Below are 26,426 nucleotides of genomic sequence, written 5' to 3'. Positions count from 1 at the left end.
GGCGGCGGTCGTGGCGTACGCCCTGCACTTCGCCGCGTCGATGCTGGCCTGCTGGCTGACCGCGCAGGTGCTGTCCCGCTCCACCTGGACGTGGCGCAGTCCCCGGGTCGCGATCGTCTGCTGGCAGGCGGTCGGGCTGGCCCTCGGGCTCTCCGCCATGGGTGTGCCGATGGCGCTGGGCCTGTCCGCCTACGACCGCCCGACCGGCAGCGCGCTGGTCGCCCTCGCCACCGACCTCGCCCACGGCACCCTGCCCGTCGGGCTGGGCGCGCCGCACCTGGCCGCCGTCGGGGTGGGCTTCGGCATCGGCGCGGTGCTGCTGACGACGACCGTCCGCAGCATCCACGGCACCGTACGCGCCCAGCGTCGGCACCGGGACCTGCTCGCCCTGGTCGCCCGCCGGGACCCGACGGTGCCCGGGGCGCTGGTGCTGGACCATCCGAGCGCGGCGGCGTACTGCCTGCCCGGGATGAAGCCCCGGGTGGTGGTCAGCGCGGGCACGCTCGACCTGCTGGACAGCGCCGAGTTGGCGGCCGTGCTCGCCCACGAGCGGGCGCACGCCCAGGAACGGCACGACCTGGTGCTGCTGCCGTTCACCGCGCTCAGCCGGGCGCTGCCCTGGTTCGCCTGGGTCCGCGAGGCGCACGACCGGGTCGCCCTGCTGGTCGAGATGCGGGCCGACGACAAGGCCCGGGAGGCGCACGCCGACGCCCCGCTGGCCGGTGCGCTGCGCCGGTTCGCCGCGGCCGGCAACCGGGTGACTCCGGCCGGCACGCTCGGCCTGGGCGACCGGGACCTCGACGTCCGGGTGCAGCGGCTCCTGGTCGCCGACCGGCCGCCCCGGCTGCTCGGGGCCGCCGCGCTGACCGTGGCGACCAACGTGGCCGCCCTGCCGGTCTCCCTCTTCCTGAACTGACCGGGCGGGCGTCCGCCCCGTCCGCTCCGGCCCACCCGGGGACCGTCGGCGTGCGCTCCGCGCACGGTGGAGTTACCGCCGCGTGGATCGCCGCCGGACATGCTGGGACGGGACCGCGCGCGTACGCGAACCGCCCGGCGCCCCACCCTCCCCCACGGCTACTACAAATCGTCGTAGCATCGTCTACGACGGGCCATAGTAGTTATGCGTAGGGAATCTACGTGTAGGCTCGCTACGACAAGTGAGCCAACCGTACGGAGAGCCGGCCATGGACACCCTGCTCCTCGCCCGCCTGCAGTTCGCGACCACCACCTCGATCCACTTCCTCTTCGTGGCGGTGACCCTCGGCCTCGTGACCCTGCTGGTCGGTCTCCAGACCGCCTGGGTGATCACCAACAAGCCGGTCTACGAACGGCTGACCCGCTTCTGGGGCCAGCTCTACGTGATCAACTACGTGCTCGGCATCGCCACCGGCATCGTGATGGAGTTCCAGTTCGGACTGAACTGGAGCGGGCTGTCGCGCTACGTCGGCAACGTCTTCGGCGCGCCGCTGGCCATCGAGACGCTTGTCGCGTTCTTCCTGGAGTCGACGTTCCTCGGCATGTGGATCTTCGGCTGGCACCGGCTGCGTCGGGGCGTCCACCTCGCCCTGCTCTGGGGCGTCGCGATCACCGCGTACGCCTCGGCGTTCTGGATCATGGTGGCGAACTCCTGGTTGCAGAACCCGGTCGGCTACGAGGTACGCGACGGGGTCGCGCACCTCACCGACTTCTCCGCGCTGCTGGACAACCCCACCTTCCGCGTGGCCTTCGGGCACGTCGTCACGGCGGCGCTGCTCGTCGGCGGAATGCTGATGGCGGCGGTCAGCGCGTGGCACCTGGTCCGGCGCACCGACGACTTCGCCCTGCACCGCAAGGGGCTACGCATCGGCCTGATCACCTCGGCGGTGGCGATCTTCTTCGTGCAGGGCTTCGGCTTCGCCCAGTTCTTCGCGATCAGCGACGTGCAGCCCACCAAGTTCGGCGACGACGCCGCCGCCGCGCCGCTGATCGCCGACTGGACCGCCCGGTTCGGCCCCGGCGACTACACCCCGCCGGCCCTCGCCGACGTCGGCCTCGGTTTCATGATCCTGATCGGTTTCACCCTCGGCCTGCTCTGGCTGATGCTCCCGCTGCTCTGGCGGGACTGGGTGATCCGGCTGCGCGTCCCGCTGTGGATCCTCCAGTTCGCCCTGCCGCTGCCGTTCGTCGCGATGATCCTCGGCTGGATCGCCCGCGAGGTCGGCCGCCAGCCCTGGGCCGCGTACGGGCTCCTGCCCGTGGACCAGGCGGTGTCGCCGGTCAGCCCCTGGCTGATGCTCACCTCGCTGATCGGCTTCAGCCTGCTGCTCGGCGCGCTCGCCGTCACGAACTGGGTGCTGCTGGCCCGGCACGCCGCCCGGGGCGCGCACGACCCGGCCCTGGGCCGGCAACCGGACCAGCCGCCGGCCGACCCCCACCCCGAGCCCGCCTTCGCCTGAGGAGACGACCGTGGAACTCGCCTGGTACGCCCTGCTCGGGCTCTTCTTCGCCGTCTACCTGGTGCTCGGCGGCTACGACTACGGCGTCGGCCTGCTGCTCGCCCGGGGCACCGACCCTGCCCGCCGCCGCGCCGCGCTCAACGCGGTCGGCCCGTTCTTCCTCGGCAACGAGGTCTGGCTGGTGGCCGCCGTCGGCATCCTGTTCGGCGCCTTCCCCGTGTTGGAGGGGGAACTGCTCTCCGGCTTCTACCCGGCGGTGCTCGCCGCGTTGACCGGGGTCATCCTGGTGACCGCCGGCGTGCAGCTGCGCAGCCGCCCCGACGGGCAGCGGGCCCGCGCCTGGTGGGACCGGATCGTGGTCGTCGGCAGCGTGCTCGCCGCGCTCGGCTGGGGTGCCGTGCTGGCCGGGCTGCTCCAGGGCGTACCGCTGCACGCCGACGGCCACGTCGCCGGGGTGACCCACCTCTTCACCCCGTTCGTGGCCGCCGCCGGGCTCGCCGTCGTCGCGCTGGTCGCGCTGCACGGTGCGACCTTCCTCACGCTCCGGCTGCCCGCCGCCGACGCCGCGCCGGTCGGGCGACTGGCCGGCCGGCTCGTCCCGGTCGCGCTCACCACAGTCGGCGCGGCCACCGTCCTCGGCCTGCTCTCCACCGACGTACGCGCCGCCGCACGGCAGCCGGTGGTGGGCGTACTGCTGCTGTCGTTGCTGGTCGCGGCGCTGCTGACGGCCCGGGCGGCGCTCGCGCGGCGGCGGCCGGGGCTGGCCTTCGCCGCCACCTGCGCGTCCCTGGCGCTGCCGGTGGCGCTGGCCGGTGCGACCATCTGGCCCTACGCGCTCGTCTCCACGGTCGACCCGGGCGCGTCGCTGACCGTGGCCGACGCGGCGGCGAGCACCCCCACGCTGCGGCTGCTGAGCTGGCTGACGCTGCCGCTCCTGCCGGCCCTACTAGGCTTTCAGGCGATGTGCTGGTGGGTGTTCCGGGGACGGACCGACGGCAGGGCACCGGTGTACTGGTGAACCGCCGTCCCTTCGACCCGCGTCTGCTGCGCCGGGTCCCGGGGGCCCGGCGCGACCTCGCCGTGCTCGCGCTGCTCGGCGTGCTGGCCGCGGGGCTGGTCGTCGCGCAGGCCACGGCGCTGGCCGCGCTGCTGGCGACCGCGTTCGAAGGGCGGCTCGACCGGCCCGCGCTGGCCGGCTTCGCCACCGCGGTGGCCGCCCGCTCACTGCTGCTCTGGGCGCAGGGCACGGTGTCGGCGCGGGTCGCGGCGACGGTCAAGGCGACGCTGCGGGCCGACCTGCTCGGGGCGGTCGGGCGGCACGGCCCCGGCTGGGTCGCGGGACAGCGCGCCGGGCAGCTCGCCACGCTGACCGGGCGCGGGCTGGACGCGCTCGACGCGTACTTCACCGGCTACCTGCCGCAGCTGGTGCTCAGCGTCACCGTGCCGGTCGCCGTACTGGCCCGGATCTTCCTCGCCGACTGGAGCTCGGCGCTGATCATCGCGGTCACCCTGCCACTGATCCCGATCTTCGGCGCGCTGCTCGGCTGGCAGGCGCAGGCCGCCACCGAGCGGCAGTGGCGGCGGCTCTCCCTGCTCGGCGGGCACTTCCTCGACATGGTCGCCGGCCTGCCCACCCTGCGCGCGTTCGGCCGGGCCCGGGCGCAGACCGACGTGGTCCGCCGGATGGCCGACGGCCACCGGGTCGCGACCATGAAGACGCTGCGGATCGCGTTCCTGTCCGCCCTGGTGCTGGAGCTGGTGGCCACCCTCTCGGTGGCGCTGGTCGCCGTGCCGGTCGGCGTGCGGCTGCTCGGCGGCGGGCTGACCCTCCAGACCGCGCTGCTGGTGCTGCTGCTCACCCCGGAGGCGTACCTCCCGCTGCGGGCCGCCGGCGCCCGGTTCCACGCCAGCATGGAGGGGCTCACCGCGCTGGACGAGGCGCTGACCCTGTCGGCCGCCGCCCCCGCGCCGGCGCGCGGCGCGGGCGCGGCCGTCCCCGACGGCCGCGGCGAGATCCGGTTCGAGGCGGTGACCGTGGCGTACGAGCGGACCACCGCCCTGCGCGACGTCACGCTGACCATCCGGCCGGGCGAGCGCGTCGCCGTGATCGGCCCCAGCGGCGCCGGCAAGAGCACGCTGCTCGGCCTGCTGCTCGGCTTCGTCACCCCGACCGCCGGCCAGGTCACCGTGGGCGGGGTCGACCTAGCCGACGCCGATGCCGACGGCTGGCGCCGCCAGGTGGCCTGGGTGCCCCAGCGGGCCCACCTCTTCGCCGCCCCGCTGGCCGACAACATCCGGCTCGGCGCGCCGGACACCCCCGACGCGGCGCTCGCCACGGCGGTCCACGACGCCGCCCTGGACGACGTGGTCGCCGGGCTGCCCGACGGGCTCGCCACCGTCCTCGGCGAACGCGGGCACGGCCTGTCCAGCGGGCAGCGGCAACGGGTCGCGCTGGCCCGCGCGTTCCTGCGGGACGCGCCCGTGGTGCTGCTCGACGAGCCGACCGCCCGGCTGGACACCGCCGCCGAGGCCGTCGTCCTCGACGCCACCCGCCGGCTGGTGGCCGGGCGGACGGCGCTGCTGGTGGCGCACCGGCCGGCGCTGCTCGCCGACGCGGACCGGATCCTGCGCATCGAGGACGGCCGGGTCACCGAGCTGACGCCCACGGCGGCCGGGGAGGCCACCCGATGACCGACGACCGTCCTCCCGCCGACGCCCGACCCACCCACGCGCCCGGTGCCGCCGCCGACGCCCGACCCGGCACGCAGAGCACCCACGCCCCCGGGGACGCTGCCGACGCCCGGACCGGGCCGGGGCGGGCCGGCTCCGCCGAGCGGGCCGTGCTGCGGCTGGCCAGGCCGTACCTGAACCGGCTGCTCGGCGCGGGACTGCTCGCCGCCGCCACCGAGTTCGCCGGCCTCGCCCTGATGGCCACCGCGACCTGGCTGCTGATGAGCGCCGCCGGCCAGCCCCCGCTGGACCGCCTCACCGTGGCGATCGTGGCGGTCCGGGCGCTGGCGATCAGCCGGGGCGTGCTCCGCTACACCGAACGGCTCGCCGGGCACGACGCCGTGCTGCGGCTGATCACCGACGTCCGGGCCCGGGTCTTCGGCACCCTCGCCGCCCGCCCGACGGCCCGGCAGCGCTCCGGCGACGCGCTGAGCCGGCTCGTCTCCGACGTGGAGGCCGTCCAGGACCTGCTGCTGCGGGTGCTGGTGCCGGCCTCGGCGGCGGCGCTGGTCAGCGTGCTCGCGGTCGGCGGGGCGGCGCTGATGTCGCCGGCCGCCGCCGGGGTGCTCGCGGTCGGGCTGCTGGTCGCCGGGGTGGCGCTGCCCGCCCTGGCCACCGCGCTGACCCGGCGCGCCGCCGCCGAGCTGGCGCCGCTGCGCGGCGCCCTCGCCACCGACGCGGTCGACCTCACCCACGGCGCCGCCGACCTGGCCGCGTTCGGCGCCACCGGGCACGCGCTGGAGGCGGCCGGGGCACGGACCCACCGGCTGGCCCGGTTGGAGCGGCGGCTCGCCGCCACGGGCTTCGCCGTCGACGCGACGGGGGTGCTCGTGGCCGGGCTGACCGCCGGCGCGGTGGTGCTCGCCGCACTCGCCGACGACGTGGACGGGGTGCTGGTCGGCGTCCTGGCGGTCGGCACGCTCGCCGCCGTCGAGATCGCGCTGGCGCTGGTCGGGGCCGCCCGGCAGTGGACCCAGCTGCGGACCGGCCTGACCCGGGTCGCCGCCCTGCTGGACGCCCCGGCCGGTCCGGCCACCTCCGACGGCGCGGAGGTCGGCCCCGGGCCGTACGACGTCCGGTTCGAGGAGGTCACCGTCCGGTACCGGGAGGGCGCCCCGCCCGCCCTGGACGGGTTCAGCCTGGACCTGCCGCCCGGTCGCCGGGTCGCGGTGGTCGGGCCCAGCGGCGCCGGCAAGAGCACCCTGGCCGCCGTCCTCACCGGCGCGGTGCGCCCCGCACACGGCCGGGTCACCCTCGACGGGCGCGGGCTGTCGGCGTACCGGGCCGAGGAACTGCCCCGCGCGGTCGGCGGACTGCTCGCCGAGGCGTACGTCTTCCACGCCTCCGTGCGGGAGAACCTGCTGCTCGGGCGGCCCGCGGCCGGCGAGGAGGAGCTGGCGGCGGCGACCGCGGCGGCCGGGCTGCTGGACTGGGTGCACGAGCAGCCCGACGGCTGGGACACCGTGGTCGGCGAGGAGGGCGGCCAGCTCTCCGGCGGCCAGCGGCAGCGGCTCGCGCTGGCCCGGGCGCTGCTCGCGGCGCCGGGTGTGCTGGTGCTCGACGAGCCGACCGAGGGGCTCGATCCCGCCGCCGCCGACGCGGTGCTCGCCTCCGCGCTGGCGGCCACCCCGGCCGGGCACTCCGTGCTGTTGATCAGCCACCGGCTCAGCGGGCTCGCCGAGCTGGACGAGATCGTGGTGCTGGACGCCGGGCGGGTGGCCCAGCGCGGCCGGCACGCCGAACTGGTCGCCGCCCCCGGCTGGTACCGGGACCAGTGGCTGATCCAGGAGGCGGCCGAACGCGGGTACCTGGCGCTGCGCCCCTGATCTCCGCCCGGCCCGACCGCCCGTCGGCTCCGGGTCGGGCCAGGGTTTGTCCCCGACGACGTCCGGCGGCGACCCGTGACAGGGTGGGGCCATGCGGGGCGAGGACGACGCGACGACGGTGGAGGAACGGCTGCGGGAGCTGGGCGCGCACCTGCGGGGGCCGCGCCGGCTCAAGTCCGACCTGCTGACCGAGGCACGGCACGGGCTGCTGGACGCCGTCGACGCGTACCGGGCGGACGGGCTGCCGGCGACGGAGGCGCAGCACCGGGCGGTGGCCGATTTCGGCTCGCCGGCGGAGCTCGCCCCGGCCTACCAGGCGGAGCTGGCGGCGGGCGCGCTGCGCGGGCTGTCGCTGCGGGTCATCGCGCTCGCCACTGTCGCGTTCGTCGCCGGCGACCTCACCTGGCAGGGGTCGAGCTGGGGCGGCTCCCCGCCGCCGGCCGCCTACCAGCTGCTGTCGGCGTCGGTGGGCTGGATCTGGGCGGCGGCGTTCGCGCTGGCCGCGACAGGGCTGCTGCGGGCCGGCCGGGCGGCGCTGCGCGGCGGCGCCGACCGGGCGGTGGGGGCGGCCCTCGTCGGGGTCCTCGCCCTCGGCGTACTGACCGGCTCGGCACTCTTCGCGTGGTCGATCGGCCTCTGGGACGACGCGCTCACCTGGCCGCCCATGATCATCGGCGCGGCGGTGGCCGCCGCCGGCTACCTCTGGCTCGGCCGGGCCGCCCGCACCTGGCTGCTCGCGGCCCGCTGATCCCGGCCACGGATCGGGCGCCTCGCCCGGGTCGAGGGCTGCCGCCCGTCCCGCACGACGGAGGACGGACGAGGGACACCGGTCTGTCGCGCTGGCCGGTGCCCGTCAGGCCGGCGCCGCCGGCGTGGTGTCGGTGTCGAGGAACCGGCCGACGGTGGAGCGGAACTCGCGCCACCCGGACCGCTCGCCGGCCAGCGCCCGCCGGCCCTCGTCGGTGAGTTGGTACGTCCGCCGTTCCCGCCCGTTGACGGTGCTCCAGGTGCTGGCCACGTGGCCGGCCCGCTCCAGCCGGCGCAGCGCGGGATAGATGGTGCCGGTCGGCAGGTCGAGCTGCCCGTCGCTGCGGTTGCGCAGCGCCTCGATGATCGCGTAGCCGTGCAGCGGGCCCTGCTCGAGCACCGCGAGCAGCAGCGCGTCGAGGTGTCCGTGCAGCGCCTGGGCCTTCATGCGTAGCAACGCTACTTGTCGGCCGCCCGCTCCGCCACCGGGGTGCGGGCACCGGTCTCCCGGAGACGCCCACTAGGGTATGTGCCCAGAGTCACTCGCCGGCGGCGGACGCCGGCGGGCAACCCGAAGCACACGGAGGTCAGCGTGGCCCGCCAGTCGCCCCAACGGCCCGACGCCGACGAGCCCGAGCTCGACGACGCCGACGCCCCGGCCGAGTCCGGCACCGCAACCGTCTCGGCCGAGGCCGCCCGCGCCCTCTGGGACGAGCTGCGGATCGACCCGGTGGAGATCGCGCTGCCCGCCGGCACGGGCTACACCCTGCGGGCCTACCGGCCGGCGCGGGAGCTGACCCCGACCGACGTCACCGAGCGCGACCAGGACGACCCGTTCCTGGCCCGCCGCCAGGTCACGGAGGAGGACGAGGAGGACGACGACGAGGCCGTCGTCATCCTCGACGAGGAGGTCGCCCAGGAGTTCGCCGAGAGCGACGACGAGGAGGCCAAGGGCCGCCGCCGCGACGCGACCGACGACGAGGACGCCGAGACCGCCGCCGAGGACGACGAGGACGAGGCGGGCGACGAGGAGGTGCCGGTCTTCCTCACCCACCGTGGGAAGCTGCTGCTCTTCAAGACGCCCGAGTCGCTGGTCAGCTTCATCCGCTCCGGGGCGCCGAACGACCTGTCTCAACTGGACAGCTGGAATGAACTGTCCGAACGGGTGGAGCCGGCCGACATCGCGCCGCTCGACGAGGACGTCTACGAGCTCGACCTGGTGGTGGAGAACCTCCGCGGCGGGCACGACACCTGGGACTGGACGCTGCTCATCGAGGCCGGTGAGGTGGCCCGCGACCTGGCGTACGCGCTGCGGCTGCCCGCGGTGCTGGACATGCTCTCCGCCGGCTCCAGCCTCGACGACCTGGACGAGGCGCTGCGCGCCTCGGTCGACGGCGGTGTGGGCGGGTTCTTCGGTCGGCGCCGGCTGAGGAAAATCGGGGCACAAACCGCAAGTCTGGGTTGGCGCACCATTGTCGGGAAGATCTCTGCGACGGTGGACTGGCGCGACTGACCCTTTACGGGGAGCATCAGTCTCTGGCAGTGAAAGCCTTGTGTCCCGGGAGGAGGACGACGCCGTGGCGCTCGTGCGCGTGTACTGCGGTCTGGCCTCGGCGGATCCGGCCGACCGACCGGTCTCGGCCGGTTCGACGCTGACGTCCGCTGTGGTCGACGACGCAGGCCGTCTGCTGCATGTCTGCGAGATCGGTGACGACCCCGCTGGCTACGCCCAGCTGGTCGCGCTGCTCGTGGAGCGGTCGGGCGGGCCGAGCGGTGCGGCCATCGCCGCCGACAGCGACGACCACACGGTCACCTCGCTGCTCAGCGCCGCCGGGCGTCCACTGGCGATCGCCGACGACGACTCCGTCGACGACTTCGCCGAGCGCTTCGCCGACGACGACTCCCTGGAGGAGATGCAGTCGCCCCCGGCCGAGCGGCGCGCCGTCGGCCTGGCCCGCGCCCTGCAGGCCGGCGCCCTCTCCGCCGTCACCCTCCCGGCCCCCCGGGACCTCGCCGGCTACAAGCAGGTCCTCGCCGCGCACGCCGCCCTGGCCAGCGGCCGGCACTCCGCCGCCGTCGCGCTGCGGGAGGTGCTCCGCGAGCTCTACCCGGCCGCGTTGCGGGCGTACCCGGACCCGGCCGAGCCGGTCTCGCTGGCCGTGCTGGACGCCCTGCCTGAGCCCGGCATGCTGAGCGGCACCGTGGGCCACGGCGACGACGCCCCGGCCCCCGCCGAGGCGGTCACGGCGCGGCTCGCCGCCGACGGGGTCGCCGACGCCGACGAGCTCACCTCAGCGGTGACCGCCCTGCGGGTGGCCATCAGCGAGACGCCCCGACGCGCCACCGTCAACCGCGCCCTCACCTCCGCCGTGGCGGAGACCGTGCGGCAGGCGGTCGCCTCCGTCCGGGCCTGCGACGCCGGCTGCCAGGCGCTGGTGGGCGCGCTCAACGACCGGGTCGGCACGCCCGCCACCCCGGCCCCCGGCCGCCGCGCCGCGATCCGGCACGGCGAACCGCTCGGCGACGCACCCGGCCTCGCCCCCACCGGCGGCGCTCTGCCCGGCCTCACCCCCGCCGGCAACGGCCTGCGTGCCCTCCGGCCCGCCGAGCCCGAGCCCGCCCCGGGCGGTGGCCGCCGCAGCCGGCCCGAGCCCGCCTCCGGCCCGACGCCGCCCCCGGCCCCCCGGCCGCTCGGCCCGCCGCCGGTCGCACCGGCCCCCGTCAGCCCGCCGCCGGTCGCGCCGACGCCGGTGACGCCGGCAGCGGTCGCCGGTCCCCCGGTCTCCGCGCCCCCCACACGCCCCGGGTCGCTGCCGAGCCGAATCGACGGCCCGACCAACCGCCCGGTGTCCGCGCCGCCGCCTCCGCCGCCGGGGATCACCCCCATCGCTCCGGCGCAGCGGGGCACGGTGCCGCCGGCCGAGGCGGGAGAGCCGTTCCGCCCCACCCTGACCACGGCGGCGATCCAGAGCGCCCGCGCGGAGCGCCAGCGCACCGTGATCCCGCCCCGCCCGAAGACCAACGGCGAGCCGGCCACGCCCACGGGTGGCTTCAGCGCCACCGACCTGAGCGTTCCCGTGCCCACGCCACGCCCCGGCCAGGAACCCACGGCCGACCGGGCGGAGTCCGCTCCCCCCGGGTCCCGGGCGAACTGGCCGCTGGTCAACAACCCGGAGGACCCGGCCGACAGTTCCGCCAAGAACCCGGTCGTCGGCTCCTACGGCGACCGCGACGGGCGCGGCGTCGACGCCCCGACCGATCCGGGGGCGGAGCGCCGGGTCACCCCGCCCTGGCTGGCCGACGACCTGCCCCAGGAGCCTCCGGTGCTGCGGCTGGTCGAGCCGCCGCCGCTGGCGGACCGCGCGCTGCGCGGCGGAACGGGCCCGGCCGCCGACGCCCAGCCCGAGACGCCCCCGCTGCGGCTGGTCGACCGCGAGGAGGCCGCCCGTAATGGCCGGCCCGCCCCCCGCGAGGAGCGACCGCCGACCGAGTACCGGCCGGCACCCCGTGACGAGCGACCGGCCGCCGACTACCGACCGGCACTCCGGGACGAGCGGCCTGCCCTCCGCGACGAGCGACCGGCACCCCGTGACGAGCGACCGGCGGCCGAGTACCGGCCGGCACTCCGCGACGAGCGGCCCGCACTCCGCGACGAGCGGCCCGCACTCCGCGACGAGCGACCGGCGGCCGACTACCGCCCGGCGCCCCCGATGGAGCGCCGCCCGCCGCCCGTGTCCGACGAGGGCGACGGCGACCTGCTGATCTTCGCCCAGGCCAAGTCCGCCTGGTTCGTGGGGCACGACGACGAGTCCGACATGGAATGGTCGACCACGGCCGACACCGGCTGGCAGGCGGCCGAGCAGGCCGCCCGCCCGGCGGTCGGTGCCGAGACCTCGGCAGGGCTGCCGAAGCGGGTCCCCCAGGCCAACCTCGTCCCCGGCTCACCGCTGCGGGACGAGCGACCCCTGCGGATCGTCCGCGACGCGGCGAGCCTCGCCGAGAACACCACCGGCTACTTCCGCGGCTGGCGCCGTGGACAGGAGATCGGCGGGTTCGCGGTCGGCGGCCGACCCGGCCGGGAGGCCGCTGGCGGCTGGGACTTCACCCGCGACACGGGCGACCGCGACGACGACCGGGAATACGAGTACCGCTCCGCCGGCTACCGTTCCTGACCGCCGGGAAACCGCCTCCCACCTGCGTGTTCCTGCCCACACCCGGATAATTTGACGCCATGTCGCGGCGGCCGGGAGCATACCGGCGGAACAGCCGGCGGCAGGGGTCGCCGGGTGGGAAGGCGACTCATGGCGACATCGGCGAACGGCCCCTCCGTGTTCACCCGTCGGGGCCTGCTGGCCGCGACGGCCGGCACGCTCCTGCTCGGCGCCTGCGGGCGCGGCGAGGCGGGCGAGGGCGGTCGCGCCACGGCCGTCGCACCGGGCGGTCAGGAGCTGCTGGTCGGGGTCAGCCTGGAGCTGACCGGTCCCGGCGCCGCGCTCGGCGTCCTCCAGCAGCGGGCGCTGGAGATCACCCTCGAATCGCTCAACGCCAAGGGCGTACCGATCGGCAACCTCCGCCGCGCCGTACGGCTGGAGGTGCGGGACAACGCCGGCAACCCCGCGCTGGCGGCCCGGCAGGCCACCGCACTGGCCCGCGAGGGCGGCGTACACGCCCTGGTCGGCGGCACCATGGCCGAGACCTCGATGGCCCTGGCCGGGGTGGCGCAGAAGGAGCGGGTGCCGTTCCTCTCACTCGCCTTCGGCGACGGGATCGTGCTGCCGCTGGCGCAGCGGACGTACGTCTTCAAGATGACCCCGGACGCCGGCGACATGGCCCGACGGCTCGCCCGGCTCATCGCCTCGCAGCGGCTCTCCCGGGTGGCGCTGCTGGCCGCGGACGGCCTGCACGGCGACTCCGGCGTACGGGCCATGACAGGCGCCCTGCGGACGGCGGGGGTGGCGCTGAGCACCGCCACCCGGCTGCCCCGCACCGGCACGGACCTCCGCCGGGCGGCCCGCGCGACGACGGGCTCGCGCCCCGACGGGGTGGTGGTGTGGGCGACCGCACCGGACTCGGCCGCCGCGGTCGGGGCGCTGCGCCGGGCCGGCTACGACGGGCCGGTGTTCCTCGACGCGGGCGGGGTCGCCGAGCAGACCCTGGAGGGCGGGAACGCGGCCCTCCTGGAGGGCGCGTACGTCGTCCACCCGACCTCGCTGGGCGGGGCGATGCTCGCCAACACCACCATGTCGGCGCTGGACCGCAAGGAGTTCGTCTACCGCTACGTCCAGCTGCACGGCGGGTTCAGCGGCTTCGCCCCGTACGCGTCCGACGCGGTGCAGTTGATCGCCGACGCGGCGCGGCTGTCCACCAGCGTCGACCGTGGACGGATCCGGGCGTTCCTGCAGAACCAGGTCACCGAGGGGATGGCGGGGATGTACTCCTTCACCCCCATCCGGCACGGCGGCATGGACCAGGGCTCACTGGGCGTCTACACCGTCAACGCGGGTGCCTGGACGCGGGTGTCCTGACCCCGCGCCACCCTGGTGCGGGCAGCGACGAGCGCCCGGTGGCGGCCGAGGCCGTCACCGGGCGCGTCGCAGCGATCAGGCCGGCGCCACGGCGCGCGAGCGCCGCATGGTCAGCACGTACTCGACCAGCGAGATCAGCACGTGCTTCGTCGACTCCCGGTTACGGGCGTCGCAGGCCACCACCGGCACGTCGCCGGGGATCGCGAGCGCGTCCCGGACGTCCTGCGGGTCGTGGTACTGCATCCCGTCGAAGCAGTTGATGGCCACCAGGTACGGCAGCCGCCGGTGCTCGAAGAAGTCGATCGCCGCGAAGCAGTCGGCCAGCCGGCGGGTGTCCACCAGCACGACCGCGCCGATCGCGCCGCGGACCAACTCGTCCCACATGAACCAGAACCGGGTCTGCCCCGGCGTACCGAACAGGTACAGGATCAGGTCACGGTCGATCGAGATGCGGCCGAAGTCCATCGCCACCGTGGTCGTCGTCTTGCCCGGCACCTGCCGGGTGTCGTCGACGCCCACGCCGGCGGAGGTCATGATGGCCTCGGTCGTCAGCGGCGTGATCTCCGAGACCGAGCCGACCAGCGTCGTCTTGCCGACGCCGAATCCACCGGCGATAACGATCTTCGCCGACGTCACGCGCCCACTCGGGGTCGGCGGGCGGTGCGACATGTCAGAGCCTGCGAAGTCCACTCAGCACCCTCTCCAGCAGTTCAGTGCCCACCGCGTCGTCCGAGTCGTCCAGAATGGTCGGCTCGTGGACCGCGACCAGGCCGTCCGTCGCCATGTCGGCGATGAGCACCCGTGCCACACCGAGCGGGAGCTGCAGCCGCGCCGCGATCTCGGCGAGCGACTGCACACGTCCATCACACAGCGCAGCGATGTACTGGTGCTCGCGGCCCTGAGCGCCGTTGCCATTGGCAGCGGCGCGGCCGCGCACCGTCGTCTCGACGAGCGCCTCCAGCGCGATGTCGAGGCGGGGGCGGGTACGACCACGGGTAACGGCGTATGGACGGACCAACGCTCCGGTCGGCTCGTCACGATCGACCATGTCGCCGCTCACCTCCCTCGCACCCGGCACCGGCTCCGGATGGAGCCGTCGTCGTCGTTGTCGTTGTCACCCCGCCGACCTCACGGGTCAACGTGTCGTCAGCCCAGCATTCCCGCAGCCGCGCGTGGCTGCGGGGTCAACGCGTCGCCCACCCGGTCGACCAGCAGGGCCATCTCGTAGCCCACCTGTCCCACGTCGCTGCTGCGGGCGGCGAGCACCGCGAACGACGATCCGTCCGAGATGGACATCAGGAACAGGAAGCCATTGTCCATCTCCACCACTGTCTGCAGCACCGCGCCTCCCTCGAAGCAGCGGGCCGCGCCCTGGGTGAGACTGACCAGGCCGGACGCGATCGCGGCCAGCTGATCGGCCCGGTCCCGCGGGAGGTCCCGTGACGACGCGAGGAGCAGTCCGTCCGCGGAGACGGCGACCGCGTGCGCGACACCGGGTACCCGGTCGGCGAAGTTGGCCAGCAGCCAACCGAGATCCTGCGTAGTTGTCATCGTTCTTGCTCCTTCTGCCCGCTCCCGGCCATTGGGCCTGAGCCAGACTGCGAGGATTGCTGCCCTCCCGGAGTCGCCTCCGGGCTGGTCGGGTTGCTGTCCGACGGGTTCGTACGCCCCCGCTGCACGCCCCGATGGTAGGCCGAAAGCAGGCCTCGGACAGCCTCCGGCGTACGCCGCTGCACCGAGGTGGTGGGCTTCTCCACCGCGCCGGGCACCAGCTGCGCCATCGGGGTGCGCTTGGGGAGACCGGTCGAGGTGGTCGCCGCGACGGGCACCTCGGTCGCCGCCGAGGCGGCGCGCCACCCGTCGTCGGCCGCGGTCTGCCAACCCCCGGTCTGTTGGGAGGACCGGCGGTGACCGAAGCTGTCGGCGACGCCGGGGCGGGCACCCCCGTTGGTCGTCGGTCCGTTCTCGCGCGGCGCTCCTCCGGCCGCCGGAGTGTCTGCCATCGGTGCGTTACCTGTCGTCCCGGGTGGTGTCGGCTGCACGGCCCGACCGCCGGCGTCGACCCGGGCGAACTGCTGGGTCGGTGCACCGTTGGTCGGCGTCTTCTCGGCGGCCGGTGCCGCCTCCTCCGGCCCCGGGCGGCGGGTACGGAACCAGGCCGACTCGAGCTCCCGGAAGATCGGCAGCTCCATCGTCTCGTCCGCGTACCGCTGCGGGGTCTGGGCTGGCGGCGTGGTCGGTCGCGCCTGCGGGACGGCCGGTGCCGACCGCTCCGCCGGCGCGGGAGCCTGGGCCGCCGGGGTCGGCGCGCCGGAGCGCGGCACCCGCGGCAGTTCGGTCGTCATGTCCAGCGCGGCGGCCAACCGCTCGGGCACCGGCGGGGTCGCCACGTCCCGGTCCGCACCGGCGACCGGCGGCCAGGCCGGCGGCGCCGGCGTGCTCGGACCCGGCATGCCGGGGGCCGGGCGCTGCGGCAGCGGGCCGGTCGACGGCGGCGAGTACGGCGGGCCGGAGTACGGCGCGGCCGAGACCGGCGGGCCCGAGTACGGGTGGCCGGAGACGGGTGACGCCGAGACCGGCATGCCGGAGACCGGCGGGCTGGACACCGGCGGCGCGGAGTAGGGAACCGGCGGGGTCGACACCGGCGGGCCCGCGTAGGGCACGGGCGGCGCGGAGACCGGCGGGACGGAGTACGGCCGGGCCTCGGGGCTGCTGGGCAGCTGCCGGGGAACGGCCTGCTGCTGGCCCGTGGCGTCCTGGTCGTCGGTCAACCGGCGCTGCGGCAGCGGGTCGATCGGCTCGCCGTTCGACGTGCGCGGCCGGTAGGCCTCGCCGCCGTTGAAGCCGCTGGCGCCGGTCAGGTCCGACCAGGCCGGCATGGACCGCGTCGAGCCGGCCGGCGTGCCGGCCCCGTTGCGCGGCGCCGGGTCGAACGGCCGGCCGCCCAGGGTGACCTGGTTGCCGGACTCGCCGGGGCGCTGCGTGGGCATCGGGTTGGCCGGGCCGTTGCCGAGCGCCGGCAGCGCGCCGAAGGCGGGAGCCGGGCCGTGCGACTGCGGGCCGGGCGCCGGCAGCGCGGGCGACGACTGCGGGCGGCCGGAGAGCGCCCGGGGCACGAGCACCGAGGTCGGCATGACCACCTCGGCGACGGTCCCCCGGTCGGTGCCCGGACGCAGTTCGACCTTGACGCCGTGCCGGGACGCCAGCCGGGCGACCACGACCAGGCCCATCATCCGCGAGACGGCCACGTCGACCTGCGGCGGCGTGGCGAGCCGCTCGTTGAGGTCGTGGAGCTGGTCGGGGCTGATCCCGATGCCCCGGTCCTCCACGTAGAGCGACGCGCGGTCGCCGACGCGCCGGGCCTCCACCATGACGTGCGAGTCCGGCGGCGAGAAGGCGGTGGCGTTGTCGAACAGCTCGGCGACCAGGTGGACCAGGTCGTTGACGGCGTGCGCCGCGACCTCGATGTCCCGGTCGATCACCCCGAACTCGATCCGGGTGTAGTGCTCGACCTCGGACTGGGCCGCCCGGAGCACGTCGATCAGCGCGGCCGGCTGCCGCTGCACGCGGGTGGAGTCGGCGCCGGCGAGCACCAGGAGGTTCTCGTCGTTACGGCGCATCCGGGTGGCCAGGTGGTCGAGCTGGAACAGCTCGGCCAGCCGGTCCGGGTCCTCCTCGCCGCGCTCCAGCCGGTCGAGGTGACCGATCAGGCGGTCGACCAGGATCTGCGAGCGGCGGGCCAGGTTGACGAACATCGTCGCGACGGACGCGCGCAGCGCGGCCTGCTCGGCGGCGGTGCGGACGGCCTCCAGGTGGACCGCGTTGAACGCCTCGGTCACCTGGCCGAACTCGTCCTTGCTGCGCACCGGCAGCGGCTCGGCGATCTGGTTGGCGAGCTGCACCGGGGAGAGCTGACCGGTCACCTTGGGGTCGCGCAGCCGGGCCACGGCCTGGGGCAGGCCGTACTGGGCGATGGAGAGGGCGCCCTGGCGCAGGTCGCGCAGGGAGCGGGCCATCGAGCGGGCGACCAGGTAGGCGAAGAGGATCGCCAGGAGCAGCATGCTGAGCAGCAGGCCGGTCTCCAGGAACACCTGGCGCTGCACGTCCGAGCGGAGGTTCTCGGCGCCCGCGACGACCTCACGGTCGATCTTCGTCTCGACCGTGCGGATCAGCTTGGCGTTGGCCACCATCGCCGCGTCCCACTGGTCGGCGTCGAACGGGGCGCCGGTCAGGCTGTCGGCGGTGGTGATGCCGTTGAGCCAGCTGTTGTAGGTGTTCGCCTCGCGCAGGTCGGGGCCGGCGACCACCTGGGCGTAGTACTCCTGCTCGGGCTGGCTGGCCACCACCTGGAAGCTCTGCAGCCACTGGCTGGAGCCGGTGCTGGTGGCGATGTACTCGTTGCGCAGGTTCGGGGTGAGCCGCTGCTGGATGAACGCCCGGTGCACCACGTCGCGGCGGCGGGAGAGGAACTCCTTGTTCCGGGCGGTGGCGGTCGACGCGCGCATCTTGTCGCTGAGCTCGTTGTCGCCGGCGAGCTGGGTGGCCGAGTCGCGGATGCTGATCAGGTCGTCGATCAGGCCGTCGTAGGCCTGCATGGCCGGGACGAGCCCGAGCTTGCCGTTGAAGACCTGGCTGCGGGTGCCGGGCAGGTCGGTCAGCGTCTGGTCGATCTCGCCCAGCAGACCGTCGAGGTTGGCCGGAAGGTCCTCGACCTCGGCCCGCTGCTGGGAGTACGACTTCTTGGCCTCGTCGACCTCGGCGTTGGCCCGCTCGTACGCCTGCTTGTAGCGAGCGTTGTCCTGGCCGCGCGGGACGCCCAGCAGGCGCAGCGCGTTGGTCCGCTCGTCCTGGAGGGTGTCGACCAGGTCGCCCGAGTAGCCGACGAGGTTGGCCAGGTCGCCGGCCCGGTTGGCGTTGTTGAGGGTCTCCAGGTGGTCGACCAGACCACTGGTGCCCACGACCACCGTGGCGATGGTCGGCACGATCATGATGAGACCGAGCTTGGACCAGATCGGCATGTCGCGGAACCGACCGGCCGGCCGGCGCAGACGCGACAGGAAGGAGCCCGCCGGCTTTGGCCGTTTGCTCACGTCACCGCCCTCGCGATTTCTGGATCCGCGTTGCCCCTGGACAAGGACCAGCGGCCGACCCTACGGGCCGGACCATCCGAGATTCCATCACGCTACCTGCGAAAGAGAAAGCCCAGGTTGGCCGCAGCCAGCGGTGTGATGAGATGTTGATGCAATTTGATAGCAATCCGTCTGGCCGGAGTCACTGAAAGTAATGAAGCAGCCTCATCGCGTTGTCCTGCTCGCCGGTCCTTCCGGGTCCGGAAAGTCGTACATAGCGCAGCAAACCGGCCTTCCGGTGCTCTGCCTGGACGACTTCTACAAGGACGGTGACGACCCTACGTTGCCGCGACGAAACGGCCTGGTGGATTGGGAGTCCCCGCGCTCCTGGGACGCCGCGGCGGCCGTGGAGACGATTGCCCGACTGGCCAGGGAGGGCAAGGCCGATGTGCCGGTTTATGCGATCGGTGCGGACCGTCGGGTGTCCACCCGGCCATTCGAGGTCGCCGGTTCGCCACTTTTCGTGGCCGAAGGGATCTTCGCGGCCGAGATCGTCGAGGAGTGCCGCCGGAGAGGGGTCCTGGCCGGGGCGTACGCCCTGCGGCGCCCCCGGGGGGCGACCTTCGTCCGCCGGCTGGCGCGCGACCTCGCCGAGCAGCGCAAGGCGCCCGCGGTGCTGGTGCGCCGCGGCCTGGCGCTGCTGCGCGCCGAGCCGGCGGTGCTGCGGCGGCAGACCGGCCTGGGCGCCGAGGCGGCCCGGGCGGGCGAGGTGCTGCGCGCGGTGGCCGGCCTGCTCGCCGGCCACCCGCACCGCACCTGACCGGGCCGCCGGAACGCGACGGCCCGCCGTGGTCAGCCCAGCAGCTTGCCGTACGCGGGCTTGATCACCTCGTCGATGATCTTCAGCCGCTCGTCGAACGGGATGAAGGCGCTCTTCATGGCGTTGATGGTGAACCACTGGAGCTCCTTCCAGCCGTAGCCGAAGGCGTCCACCAGCAGGGCCATCTCCCGGGACATCGACGTGCCGCTCATCAGCCGGTTGTCGGTGTTCACCGTCGCCCGGAACCGCAGGTCCCGCAGCAGCCCGATCGGGTGCTCGGCGATCGAGGGGGCGGCGCCGGTCTGCACGTTCGAGGACGGGCACAGCTCCAGTGGGATCCGCTTGTCCCGCACGTACGCGGCCAGCCGGCCGAGCACCGGCTCCGGGCCGGGCGTGATGTCGTCCACGATCCGCACCCCGTGGCCGAGCCGGTCCGCCCCGCACCACTGGATCGCCTGCCAGATCGACGGCAGGCCGAACGCCTCGCCGGCGTGGATGGTGAAGTGGAAGTTCTCCCGCTGGAGGTACTCGAAGGCGTCCAGATGCCGGGTGGGCGGGAAGCCCGCCTCGGCGCCGGCGATGTCGAAGCCGACCACCCCGGCGTCCCGGTGCCGGACGGCCAGCTCGGCGATCTCCTGCGACCGGGCGGCGTGCCGCATCGCGGTGAGCAGCGTGCCGACCCGGATCTGCCGGCCCTCCTCGGCGGCCAGCGCGGTGCCCTCGACGAAGCCGGCCAGCACCGCCTCGACCACCTCGTCCAGGGTGAGGTCCCGCTCCAGGTGCTGCTCCGGGGCGAACCGCACCTCGGCGTAGACCACCCCGTCGGCGGCCAGGTCCTGGGCGCACTCCCGGGCCACCCGACGCAGCGCCGACGCGGTCTGCATGACGGCGACGGTGTGCGCGAACGTCTCGAGGTAGCGCTCCAGGGAGCCGGAGTCGGCCGCCTCGACGAACCAGCGGCCGAGCGCCTCGGGGTCGGTGGTGGGCAGTTCGTGCCCCACCTCGGCGGCCAGTTCGACGATCGTCGCCGGCCGCAGGCCGCCGTCGAGGTGATCGTGCAGCAGCGCCTTCGGGACCTTGACGATGTCCTCGTAACGGATTGTCGCGACCATGCTCAGACCCTAGTCGGCCGCACGGGAACCGGCCGACGGGACCGGCCGGGATCCGGTCAGGGACGCCAGCCGTACAGCCGCTCGACGGCGAGCCGGAGCACCAGCCGGCCGTCGGCGACCATCGCCGCCCGGTAGTCCGCCCAGTCGGGGTGCTCGCCGCGGATGCGCCGGTAGACCTCGACCAGCTCCTCGACGGTGGCGTCACCGGGCGCCGCCGCGGGTGGGGTGAGCGTGACCACGCCCTCCGCGACCGCGTAGGCCCCGCCGTCGGCGGTGGTGACGTGCAGGCTGGCCCGCGGGTCGCGGCGCAGGTTGCGCACCTTGGCCCGGCCGTCCGTGGTGGAGCAGCGGATCAGGCCGGGCTCGGCGAGGAAGTCGAGGTTGGACAGCTGGGGCCGGCCGTCGCGGCGCAGGGTCACCAGCACGCCCCGGCCGCGCTCGCCGAACAGCTCCCACAGCCGGGCGGTCACGCCGTCACCCGCAGCGGGGCGAGGGCGGCGGTGAGCCGGGCCAGCCGGCCCGGCAATCTGGTTGACATGTCACTCACGGTAGGAGGCAGGTTGATGACATGTCAACCAGATGGCTAGGATGATCGGCATGGCACAACCACGCTGGCTGGACGAGCGCGAGCAGAACGCCTGGCGGGGCTACCGGCGGATGCGCCGCCTGCTCGACCTGGAGCTGGCCCGCGAGCTGATGCGCGACGCCGGGCTCTCCGAGCCCGACTACGACGTGCTCTCCGACCTCTCGGAGACACCCGACCAGCGGCTGCGGCTCAGCGAGCTGGCCGACCGGATGCTCTGGTCGCGCAGCCGGCTCTCCCACCACCTCACCCGGATGCAGCAGCGCGGCCTCGTCACCCGCGAGGAGTGCGCCTCGGACGGGCGCGGCGCCGTCGTCGTACTCACCGCCGAGGGCCGGCGCGCCATCGAGGCCGCCGCCCCCGGTCACGTGGCGGCCGTCCGTCGACACCTCATCGACCTGCTGACCCCCGACGAGGTCGCCGCGCTGGACGCGCTCACCCACCGGGTGGTCGACCACCTCACCCGACCCGGAGAATGAGCCGGTGGACCCCCGCATCGTGGACCGGCTCCGCTGCCCGGTCTGCGCCGAGCCGCTGACCGAGGTCGCCACCGGCGGCGCCCGCGCGCTGCGCTGCCCGCGCCGGCACAGCTTCGACGTGGCTCGCCAGGGCTACGTCAACCTGCTCGCCGGCCGCGCCCCGCACGCCGGGGACACCGCCGAGATGGTGGCCGCCCGCGCCGACTTCCTCGCCGCCGGCCACTACGACCTCGTCTCAGCCGCCCTCGCCACCGCCGCGGCCCAGGCCGTACGGCACGTCGCCGAGGCGCGCGCCGACGGGGCGCACCCCCTGGTGGTGGACGCCGGGGCGGGGACGGGCCGGCACCTCGCGGCGGTGCTGGCGGCGCTGCCGGACGCGGCGGGTCTCGCCCTGGACGTGTCGAAGCCGGCGCTGCGCCGGGCCGCCCGGGCGCACCCGCGCGCGGCGGCGGCGCTCGCCGACACCTGGCAGCGACTCCCCCTGGCCGACGCCGGCGCGGCCGTGCTGCTGAACGTCTTCGCGCCGCGCAACGGCGCGGAGTTCCACCGGGTCCTCGACCCGGCCGGCACCCTGCTGGTGGTCACGCCGGCCGAGGACCACCTCACCGAGCTGGTCGGCGCCCTCGGCCTGCTGCGGGTGGACCCGGCCAAGGCGGACCGGGTCGCCGAGAGCCTGGGCGGGCACTTCACCCCGGCGGCGTCCACCCTGCACCGGCGGGAGCTGGCGCTGACCGGCCCGGAGGTCGCGACGCTGGTCGGGATGGGCCCCAGCGCCTGGCACACCGACCCGGCCGGGCTCGCCGCCCGGGTCGCCGCCCTCGCCGAGCCGGTCCGGGTGACCGTCGCGGTACGCCTGACCGTCTGGCGCCCCGCACCGCGCTGAACGCCCGGGTCAGGTGGAGAGGTCGACCTCTTCCCAGCCGGGGGGCTCGTCGTGGTACGGCCCGCGCAGCATCACCGCCCACTCCAGGGCCCACCGGCGCTGGCCGATGGCGTTCGCGTCCACCAGCCCCGGCGGCGTACGGCCGGCCCGTTCCGTCTCCAGGTAGGCCCAGTCCAGGCAGTAGTGCAGGTCCAGCAGGGCGGCCGCGTCGGCGGGGTGCTGCGGGGCGGTGAGGATCCGGGCCCGCCAGTGGCCGAAGGTCTCCCCGTCGTGGATGTGCGGCATCCGCTCCACCAGCCGCTCGTCGACCGGCAGCGTCGGGTCGAGCTGCTTGGTCAGGCCGAGCACCCAGGCCAGCGCGAAGAGCGCGTCGTGGTGCAGCACGAACGACCGGTGGTCGCCCTTGCCTCCGGTCACGAACTGGAACTCCGGCGGCGTGACCATCTCGACCAGGTGCGAGGCGAGCAGCCAGCTCATCGCCGACTGCGGCGGCATCCCGAAGCAGCGGGCCAGGATCAGGTGCAGCACCGCGATGCGGGCCTCGATCTCCACGGTGGGACGGAGCTCGATCTGGTCGCCGGGCTCCCACACGAGCGGGAACTGGGCGGGCGGCAGCGGGAGGCCCAGCCGGGACAGCTCGTCCAGGCTCGCCTCACGCACCTCCCGTGGATCGGGGGCAGGTACGGTCACGGCGAAATTTCCTGTCTGCTCGCGACGACTCGGCGCCGGTTGTCCCCCCTGGCCAGGGAGGATAGCGGTCCGAGCGGGCCGGCACCATGCCGCCCCGGTGACCGCCGCGCTCAGCCGATCCGCTCGATGACCAGCGGCGTCGCGGCGGGTGCGGTCGGCGCGATCCGTACCGCCCGCGCGGCGTCCTCCCGGGCCGCCGGGATCCGGGCGGCGTCCTCCGCCCGCAGTTCGAAGAGGACGTCGCCCGCCCGCACCGGGTCGCCCGGACGCCGGTGCAGCACGACCCCCGCCGGCACGCTGACCGGGTCCTCCTTGCGGGCCCGCCCGGCGCCGAGCCGCCAGGCCGCCACCCCCATGTCGTACGCGTCGATCGCCGCGACGAAGCCGTCCGTGTCCGCGCGGACCACCTCGACCTCGTTCGCGGTCGGCATCGGGGCGTCCGGGTCGCCGCCCTGGGCGCGGATCATCGCCCGCCAGGAGTCCATCGCCCGGCCGTCACGCAGGGCCGCCGCCGGGTCGACGTCCGGCAGCCCGGCCGCGTCGAGCATCTCGCGGGCCAGCGCCAGGGTCAGCTCGACCACGTCGGCGGGACCGCCCCCGGCGAGCACCTCGACGGACTCGGTCACCTCGACGGCGTTGCCGATGGCCAGGCCCAGCGGGGTGGACATCTCGGTGAGCAGGGCGACGGTCCGTACGCCGTGCGCGCCGCCCAGCTCCACCATCGTCCGGGCCAGCTCGCGGGCCTGCTCGACGGACTTCATGAACGCGCCGGAGCCGACCTTCACGTCGAGCACCAGCGCGCCGGTGCCCTCGGCGATCTTCTTGCTCATGATCGAGCTGGCGATCAGCGGGATGGCCTCGACGGTCCCGGTCACGTCGCGCAGCGCGTACAGCTTGCGGTCGGCGGGCGCGAGCCCCGCGCCGGCCGCGCAGATCGCCGCGCCGACGTCCCGGAGCTGAGCGGTGAACTCGTCGTTGCCCAGCGCCGCCCGCCAACCCGGGATCGACTCCAGCTTGTCCAGCGTGCCGCCGGTGTGCCCGAGGCCCCGGCCGCTGAGCTGCGGCACGGCGGCACCGCAGGCCGCGACCAGCGGGGTGAGCGGCAGGGTGATCTTGTCTCCGACGCCGCCGGTGGAGTGCTTGTCGACGGTCGGCCGGTCGACGGCGGAGAGGTCGAGCCGCTCCCCGCTGGCGATCATCGCGGCGGTCCACCGGGCGATCTCCGGCCCGGTCATGCCGCGCAGCAGGATCGCCATGGCCAGCGCCGACATCTGCTCGTCGGCGACCACCCCCCGGGTGTACGCGTCCACCACCCAGTCGATCTGCGCGTCGGAGAGCACACCCCCGTCCCGCTTGACCCGGATGACGTCAACCGCCGTGAAAGCACTCATCAGAAAAGATCTTCCTAGTCGTATGCAGATACCGGCACGCGGACCGCGACCACCGAGGGCTCGGGCCGACCGTGCCCGGCGGAGGGATCAAGCCTGACCGCCCGGAGCCGGGCACGGTCGGCCCGAGCCCCAAAAGCTCAACCCCAGCGGACCGGGATCTCCATCGGCGGCTCACCCTCGCCGGCCCAGAAGATCGCCCCCGAGGCGTCCACGACCACCACCCGGGGCGTACGGGCGAGGCCCCAGGCGATCGCCTCAGCCGGCTCGTCCCAGCTCGGGCCCTCCTCCAGCACGCCGGTCTCGGCGCCGTCGTCGTCGCCCGCGGACCGCTCCCAGTAGCCGGTCCAGACCTGCTGGCCGGCGGAGAGGTCGGGGTGCACGAAGACCGTGCCGCGCCCGCGCCAGGCGGCCAGCCGCTCCGGCACCACGGGCACCGGGGCCTCCCCCGTCACGGCCTCCAGGTCGGTCACGTCGAAGGCGTGCGGCAGCAGCTCGGCCATCCGCAGCGGCCCGCCCCTCGCCTCGATGAGGCACTCCGGGCCGCCCTGCTCCCAGAGCAGCTGGCGGCACCGGCCGCACGGCATCAGCGGCTCGCCGGTGGCGTCGACGCAGGACAGGGCCACGATCCGGCCGCCGCCGGTGGCGTGCAGCGAGGAGACCACGCCGCACTCGGCGCAGAGCACCACGCCGTACGCGGCGTTCTCCACGTTGCAGCCGACCACCACCCGGCCGTCGTCGACAAGCGCGGCCGCCCCGACCGGGAACTTCGAGTACGGCACGTACGCGTGCCGCATCACCTCGGTGGCGGCGGCCCGCAGCCGCTCCCAGTCGATCTCCATGTGGTACTCCCCCGTCAGCCCTTGATGTACGGCTTGCCGTCGGCGGCCGGTGCCCGGACCCGACCGACGAGCCCGGCCACCGCCAGGATCGTCGCCAGGTAGGGCAGCATGGCCAGGAACTGGTTCGGGATCACGCTGTTGATGGCGCCCAGGTAGGTGGCGAGCTGGTCGGCGAAGCCGAAGAAGAGCGCCGCGAGCAGCGCCCCCGTCGGGCTCCACCGGCCGAAGATCAGCGCCGCCAGGGCGATGAAGCCCTTGCCGCCGATCATGTTCTTGGTGAACGAGTAGAGCGCCAGCGTGTAGGACGCGCCGCCGATGCCGGCGACCACCCCGGCGAGCAGCACGTTGCGGTAGCGCAGCCCGAGCACCTTGACGCCCAGGGTGTCGGCGGCGGTGGGGTGCTCGCCGACCGAGCGGGTGCGCAGGCCCCACCGGGTGCGGAACAGCGCGATGTGGATGACCAGCACCAGCAGCAGGCCGAGGTAGAGGAAGATGTTGCCCCGGAACAGCGCCGGGCCGAGCAGCGGGATGTCCGACAACAGCGGGATCTCCCAGTTGCCGAACCGGGGGGCGCTGTTGTACTTCTGCGCGTTGGTCTGCATCAGCCGCTCGTAGAGGAAGCCGGTGACGCCGACGGCCAACAGGTTGAGCACGATGCCCATGACGACCTGGTCGACCAGGTAGCGGATCGAGAAGACGGCCAGCAGCAGCGAGATGAACGCGCCGCCGATCGCCGCGGCGACCAGGCCGACCCAGACGCTGCCGGAGAGGCTGCCGAAGAGCGCGCCACTGAAGGCGCCCATCAGCAGCTGCCCCTCGATGGCGACGTTGACCACGCCGGAGCGCTCGCAGAGCACGCCGGCCAGGGCGCCGAAGACCAGCGGCAGGGCCAGGATGAAGGTGCCCCGGAGGATGTTGACCAGCGGCATGAAGTTCTGCCCGGCCGGCGCGTCGGAGACCTGCCAGCAGAGGAACGACAGCACGAAGCCGACCAGGCCGACGCCGAGCACGAGGGTGAACCAGCGCTTCGGCAGCCCGGCGAGCATCGCGACGCCGGCGGCGACCGCGACGAGGCCGAAGAGGATCGCGCCGACGGTGCCGTGGATCTCGAGCGCGGCGCCGGCGGCGTCCTCGCTGAGGGTGAAGCGGGCCTGCTCGCCGGTGGCGAGCGCCCCGAACAGCACCGTCGCCAGCAGGCCGAGGGCGAGCAGCACGGCGCCGACCTTGCGGGTACGGGTCCAGAATCCCTGGTCGACGGGGGCGACCGCGACGTCTTCGACAGCCATGGTGGACATGA

At 74.8% G+C, this 26,426-nt stretch carries 23 protein-coding genes; 12 read left to right on the top strand and 11 right to left on the bottom strand.

Going from position 1 to position 26,426, the window contains the following annotated elements:
* Positions 1-10: 10 nt before the first annotated feature.
* The 6 genes from ABZ573_RS03920 (at position 11) to ABZ573_RS03895 (ending at position 7,739) form a co-directional block, all read left to right on the top strand.
* Entirely contained in the window at positions 11-916 is a 906-nt protein-coding gene (locus ABZ573_RS03920; protein WP_358115395.1) for a M56 family metallopeptidase, read from the top strand.
* A 268-nt stretch (positions 917-1,184) separates the two neighbouring features.
* Positions 1,185-2,435 (top strand): cytochrome ubiquinol oxidase subunit I, encoded by a 1,251-nt coding sequence (locus ABZ573_RS03915; RefSeq protein ID WP_327030462.1) that lies wholly within the window; start codon positions 1,185-1,187, stop codon positions 2,433-2,435.
* A gap of 10 nt (positions 2,436-2,445) precedes the next feature.
* Positions 2,446-3,453 (top strand): cytochrome d ubiquinol oxidase subunit II, encoded by a 1,008-nt coding sequence (locus tag ABZ573_RS03910; RefSeq protein ID WP_151457432.1) that lies wholly within the window; start codon positions 2,446-2,448, stop codon positions 3,451-3,453.
* The gene (gene cydD / locus ABZ573_RS03905; RefSeq protein ID WP_151457431.1) at positions 3,450-5,126 is read left to right on the top strand and encodes a thiol reductant ABC exporter subunit CydD; all 1,677 of its coding nucleotides are present in this window, start codon (positions 3,450-3,452) and stop codon (positions 5,124-5,126) included. Before ABZ573_RS03910 ends, cydD begins: the two co-directional genes overlap by 4 nt.
* On the top strand, positions 5,123-6,991 hold the full coding sequence (gene cydC / locus ABZ573_RS03900) for a thiol reductant ABC exporter subunit CydC (RefSeq protein ID WP_327030460.1): 1,869 nt from the start codon (positions 5,123-5,125) through the stop codon (positions 6,989-6,991). The genes cydD and cydC overlap by 4 nt, the downstream gene beginning before the upstream one ends.
* Before the next feature lie 91 nt (positions 6,992-7,082).
* Positions 7,083-7,739, top strand: coding sequence for a permease prefix domain 1-containing protein (locus tag ABZ573_RS03895; protein ID WP_327030459.1), 657 nt, complete (start codon positions 7,083-7,085; stop codon positions 7,737-7,739).
* 105 nt (positions 7,740-7,844) lie between these two features.
* Here ABZ573_RS03895 and ABZ573_RS03890 read toward each other — a convergent pair whose 3' ends face one another.
* On the bottom strand, positions 7,845-8,186 hold the full coding sequence (locus ABZ573_RS03890; RefSeq protein ID WP_327030458.1) for a helix-turn-helix transcriptional regulator: 342 nt from the start codon (positions 8,184-8,186) through the stop codon (positions 7,845-7,847).
* Positions 8,187-8,330: 144 nt separating this feature from the next.
* Between ABZ573_RS03890 and ABZ573_RS03885 the strand changes: the two genes are divergently transcribed.
* The 3 genes from ABZ573_RS03885 to ABZ573_RS03875 all read left to right on the top strand — a co-directional run bounded on the left by ABZ573_RS03885 (position 8,331) and on the right by ABZ573_RS03875 (position 13,263).
* Positions 8,331-9,251, top strand: a complete 921-nt coding sequence (locus ABZ573_RS03885; RefSeq protein ID WP_151457504.1) for a DNA primase — start codon at positions 8,331-8,333, stop codon at positions 9,249-9,251.
* 40 nt (positions 9,252-9,291) lie between these two features.
* Positions 9,292-11,910: a transposase gene (locus tag ABZ573_RS03880; protein ID WP_358115389.1), complete on the top strand. Its 2,619-nt coding sequence runs from the start codon at positions 9,292-9,294 to the stop codon at positions 11,908-11,910.
* A 129-nt stretch (positions 11,911-12,039) separates the two neighbouring features.
* On the top strand, positions 12,040-13,263 hold the full coding sequence (locus ABZ573_RS03875; RefSeq protein WP_358115386.1) for an ABC transporter substrate-binding protein: 1,224 nt from the start codon (positions 12,040-12,042) through the stop codon (positions 13,261-13,263).
* A gap of 75 nt (positions 13,264-13,338) precedes the next feature.
* Here the strand turns inward: ABZ573_RS03875 and ABZ573_RS03870 are convergent, their stop codons facing one another.
* The 4 genes from ABZ573_RS03870 to ABZ573_RS03855 form a co-directional block, all read right to left on the bottom strand.
* Entirely contained in the window at positions 13,339-13,932 is a 594-nt protein-coding gene (locus ABZ573_RS03870; protein ID WP_132231432.1) for an ATP/GTP-binding protein, read from the bottom strand.
* 1 nt (position 13,933) lies between these two features.
* A complete protein-coding gene (locus ABZ573_RS03865) occupies positions 13,934-14,311 on the bottom strand; it encodes a DUF742 domain-containing protein (RefSeq protein WP_151454479.1) in 378 nt (125 codons plus the stop codon).
* 98 nt (positions 14,312-14,409) lie between these two features.
* The gene (locus ABZ573_RS03860; RefSeq protein WP_007455462.1) at positions 14,410-14,814 is read right to left on the bottom strand and encodes a roadblock/LC7 domain-containing protein; all 405 of its coding nucleotides are present in this window, start codon (positions 14,812-14,814) and stop codon (positions 14,410-14,412) included.
* Complete coding sequence (locus ABZ573_RS03855) at positions 14,811-18,353, bottom strand: nitrate- and nitrite sensing domain-containing protein (RefSeq protein ID WP_358115382.1); 3,543 nt, start codon at positions 18,351-18,353, stop codon at positions 14,811-14,813. Before ABZ573_RS03855 ends, ABZ573_RS03860 begins: the two co-directional genes overlap by 4 nt.
* A 460-nt stretch (positions 18,354-18,813) precedes the next feature.
* Here ABZ573_RS03855 and ABZ573_RS03850 point away from each other — a divergent pair, with 460 nt between their 5' ends.
* Positions 18,814-19,152 carry a hypothetical protein gene (locus tag ABZ573_RS03850; protein WP_225852173.1) on the top strand — a complete coding sequence of 113 codons (339 nt, stop codon included), beginning with the start codon at positions 18,814-18,816 and terminating at the stop codon, positions 19,150-19,152.
* A 32-nt stretch (positions 19,153-19,184) separates the two neighbouring features.
* Here the strand turns inward: ABZ573_RS03850 and ABZ573_RS03845 are convergent, their stop codons facing one another.
* Positions 19,185-20,264, bottom strand: coding sequence for an adenosine deaminase (locus ABZ573_RS03845; protein ID WP_132231438.1), 1,080 nt, complete (start codon positions 20,262-20,264; stop codon positions 19,185-19,187).
* Positions 20,265-20,320: 56 nt separating this feature from the next.
* Positions 20,321-20,734: a PPOX class F420-dependent oxidoreductase gene (locus tag ABZ573_RS03840; protein ID WP_151454473.1), complete on the bottom strand. Its 414-nt coding sequence runs from the start codon at positions 20,732-20,734 to the stop codon at positions 20,321-20,323.
* Positions 20,735-20,861: 127 nt separating this feature from the next.
* On the opposite strand from ABZ573_RS03840, the gene ABZ573_RS03835 reads away from it, so the two are divergent.
* Together ABZ573_RS03835 and ABZ573_RS03830 are read left to right on the top strand one after the other, a co-directional pair.
* Positions 20,862-21,326 (top strand): MarR family transcriptional regulator, encoded by a 465-nt coding sequence (locus ABZ573_RS03835; protein WP_151454472.1) that lies wholly within the window; start codon positions 20,862-20,864, stop codon positions 21,324-21,326.
* Between the two features lie 4 nt (positions 21,327-21,330).
* A complete protein-coding gene (locus ABZ573_RS03830) occupies positions 21,331-22,209 on the top strand; it encodes a putative RNA methyltransferase (protein WP_358115377.1) in 879 nt (292 codons plus the stop codon).
* Positions 22,210-22,218: 9 nt separating this feature from the next.
* Here ABZ573_RS03830 and ABZ573_RS03825 read toward each other — a convergent pair whose 3' ends face one another.
* The 4 genes from ABZ573_RS03825 to ABZ573_RS03810 form a co-directional block, all read right to left on the bottom strand.
* On the bottom strand, positions 22,219-22,899 hold the full coding sequence (locus ABZ573_RS03825) for a DUF4272 domain-containing protein (protein WP_132231450.1): 681 nt from the start codon (positions 22,897-22,899) through the stop codon (positions 22,219-22,221).
* 110 nt (positions 22,900-23,009) lie between these two features.
* Positions 23,010-24,290: a thymidine phosphorylase gene (locus ABZ573_RS03820; protein ID WP_358115374.1), complete on the bottom strand. Its 1,281-nt coding sequence runs from the start codon at positions 24,288-24,290 to the stop codon at positions 23,010-23,012.
* Between the two features lie 137 nt (positions 24,291-24,427).
* Positions 24,428-25,129, bottom strand: coding sequence for a cytidine deaminase (locus ABZ573_RS03815; RefSeq protein WP_151454468.1), 702 nt, complete (start codon positions 25,127-25,129; stop codon positions 24,428-24,430).
* A gap of 14 nt (positions 25,130-25,143) precedes the next feature.
* On the bottom strand, positions 25,144-26,424 hold the full coding sequence (locus ABZ573_RS03810; protein WP_151454467.1) for an ABC transporter permease: 1,281 nt from the start codon (positions 26,422-26,424) through the stop codon (positions 25,144-25,146).
* Positions 26,425-26,426 lie beyond the last annotated feature (2 nt).

Source organism: Micromonospora sp. NPDC007220, assembly GCF_040634035.1.
Classification (GTDB): domain Bacteria; phylum Actinomycetota; class Actinomycetes; order Mycobacteriales; family Micromonosporaceae; genus Micromonospora; species Micromonospora reichwaldensis.
Note: the sequence above shows the minus strand (reverse complement) of the source record. Positions and strands in the feature narration are given on the sequence as shown.

Bases quoted from the DNA above. Each gene is read 5' to 3' on its own strand.
- ABZ573_RS03865 (WP_151454479.1), bottom strand. From the start codon at position 14,311: ATGGTCGATCGTGACGAGCCGACCGGAGCGTTGGTCCGTCCATACGCC.
- ABZ573_RS03820 (WP_358115374.1), bottom strand. From the start codon at position 24,290: ATGAGTGCTTTCACGGCGGTTGACGTCATCCGGGTCAAGCGGGACGGG.
- cydC (WP_327030460.1), top strand. From the start codon at position 5,123: ATGACCGACGACCGTCCTCCCGCCGACGCCCGACCCACCCACGCGCCC.
- ABZ573_RS03875 (WP_358115386.1), top strand. From the start codon at position 12,040: ATGGCGACATCGGCGAACGGCCCCTCCGTGTTCACCCGTCGGGGCCTG.
- ABZ573_RS03870 (WP_132231432.1), bottom strand. From the start codon at position 13,932: ATGTCGCACCGCCCGCCGACCCCGAGTGGGCGCGTGACGTCGGCGAAG.
- ABZ573_RS03835 (WP_151454472.1), top strand. From the start codon at position 20,862: ATGGCACAACCACGCTGGCTGGACGAGCGCGAGCAGAACGCCTGGCGG.
- ABZ573_RS03810 (WP_151454467.1), bottom strand. From the start codon at position 26,424: ATGTCCACCATGGCTGTCGAAGACGTCGCGGTCGCCCCCGTCGACCAG.
- ABZ573_RS03845 (WP_132231438.1), bottom strand. From the start codon at position 20,264: ATGGTCGCGACAATCCGTTACGAGGACATCGTCAAGGTCCCGAAGGCG.
- ABZ573_RS03890 (WP_327030458.1), bottom strand. From the start codon at position 8,186: ATGAAGGCCCAGGCGCTGCACGGACACCTCGACGCGCTGCTGCTCGCG.
- ABZ573_RS03915 (WP_327030462.1), top strand. From the start codon at position 1,185: ATGGACACCCTGCTCCTCGCCCGCCTGCAGTTCGCGACCACCACCTCG.
- ABZ573_RS03860 (WP_007455462.1), bottom strand. From the start codon at position 14,814: ATGACAACTACGCAGGATCTCGGTTGGCTGCTGGCCAACTTCGCCGAC.
- ABZ573_RS03895 (WP_327030459.1), top strand. From the start codon at position 7,083: ATGCGGGGCGAGGACGACGCGACGACGGTGGAGGAACGGCTGCGGGAG.
- ABZ573_RS03815 (WP_151454468.1), bottom strand. From the start codon at position 25,129: ATGGAGATCGACTGGGAGCGGCTGCGGGCCGCCGCCACCGAGGTGATG.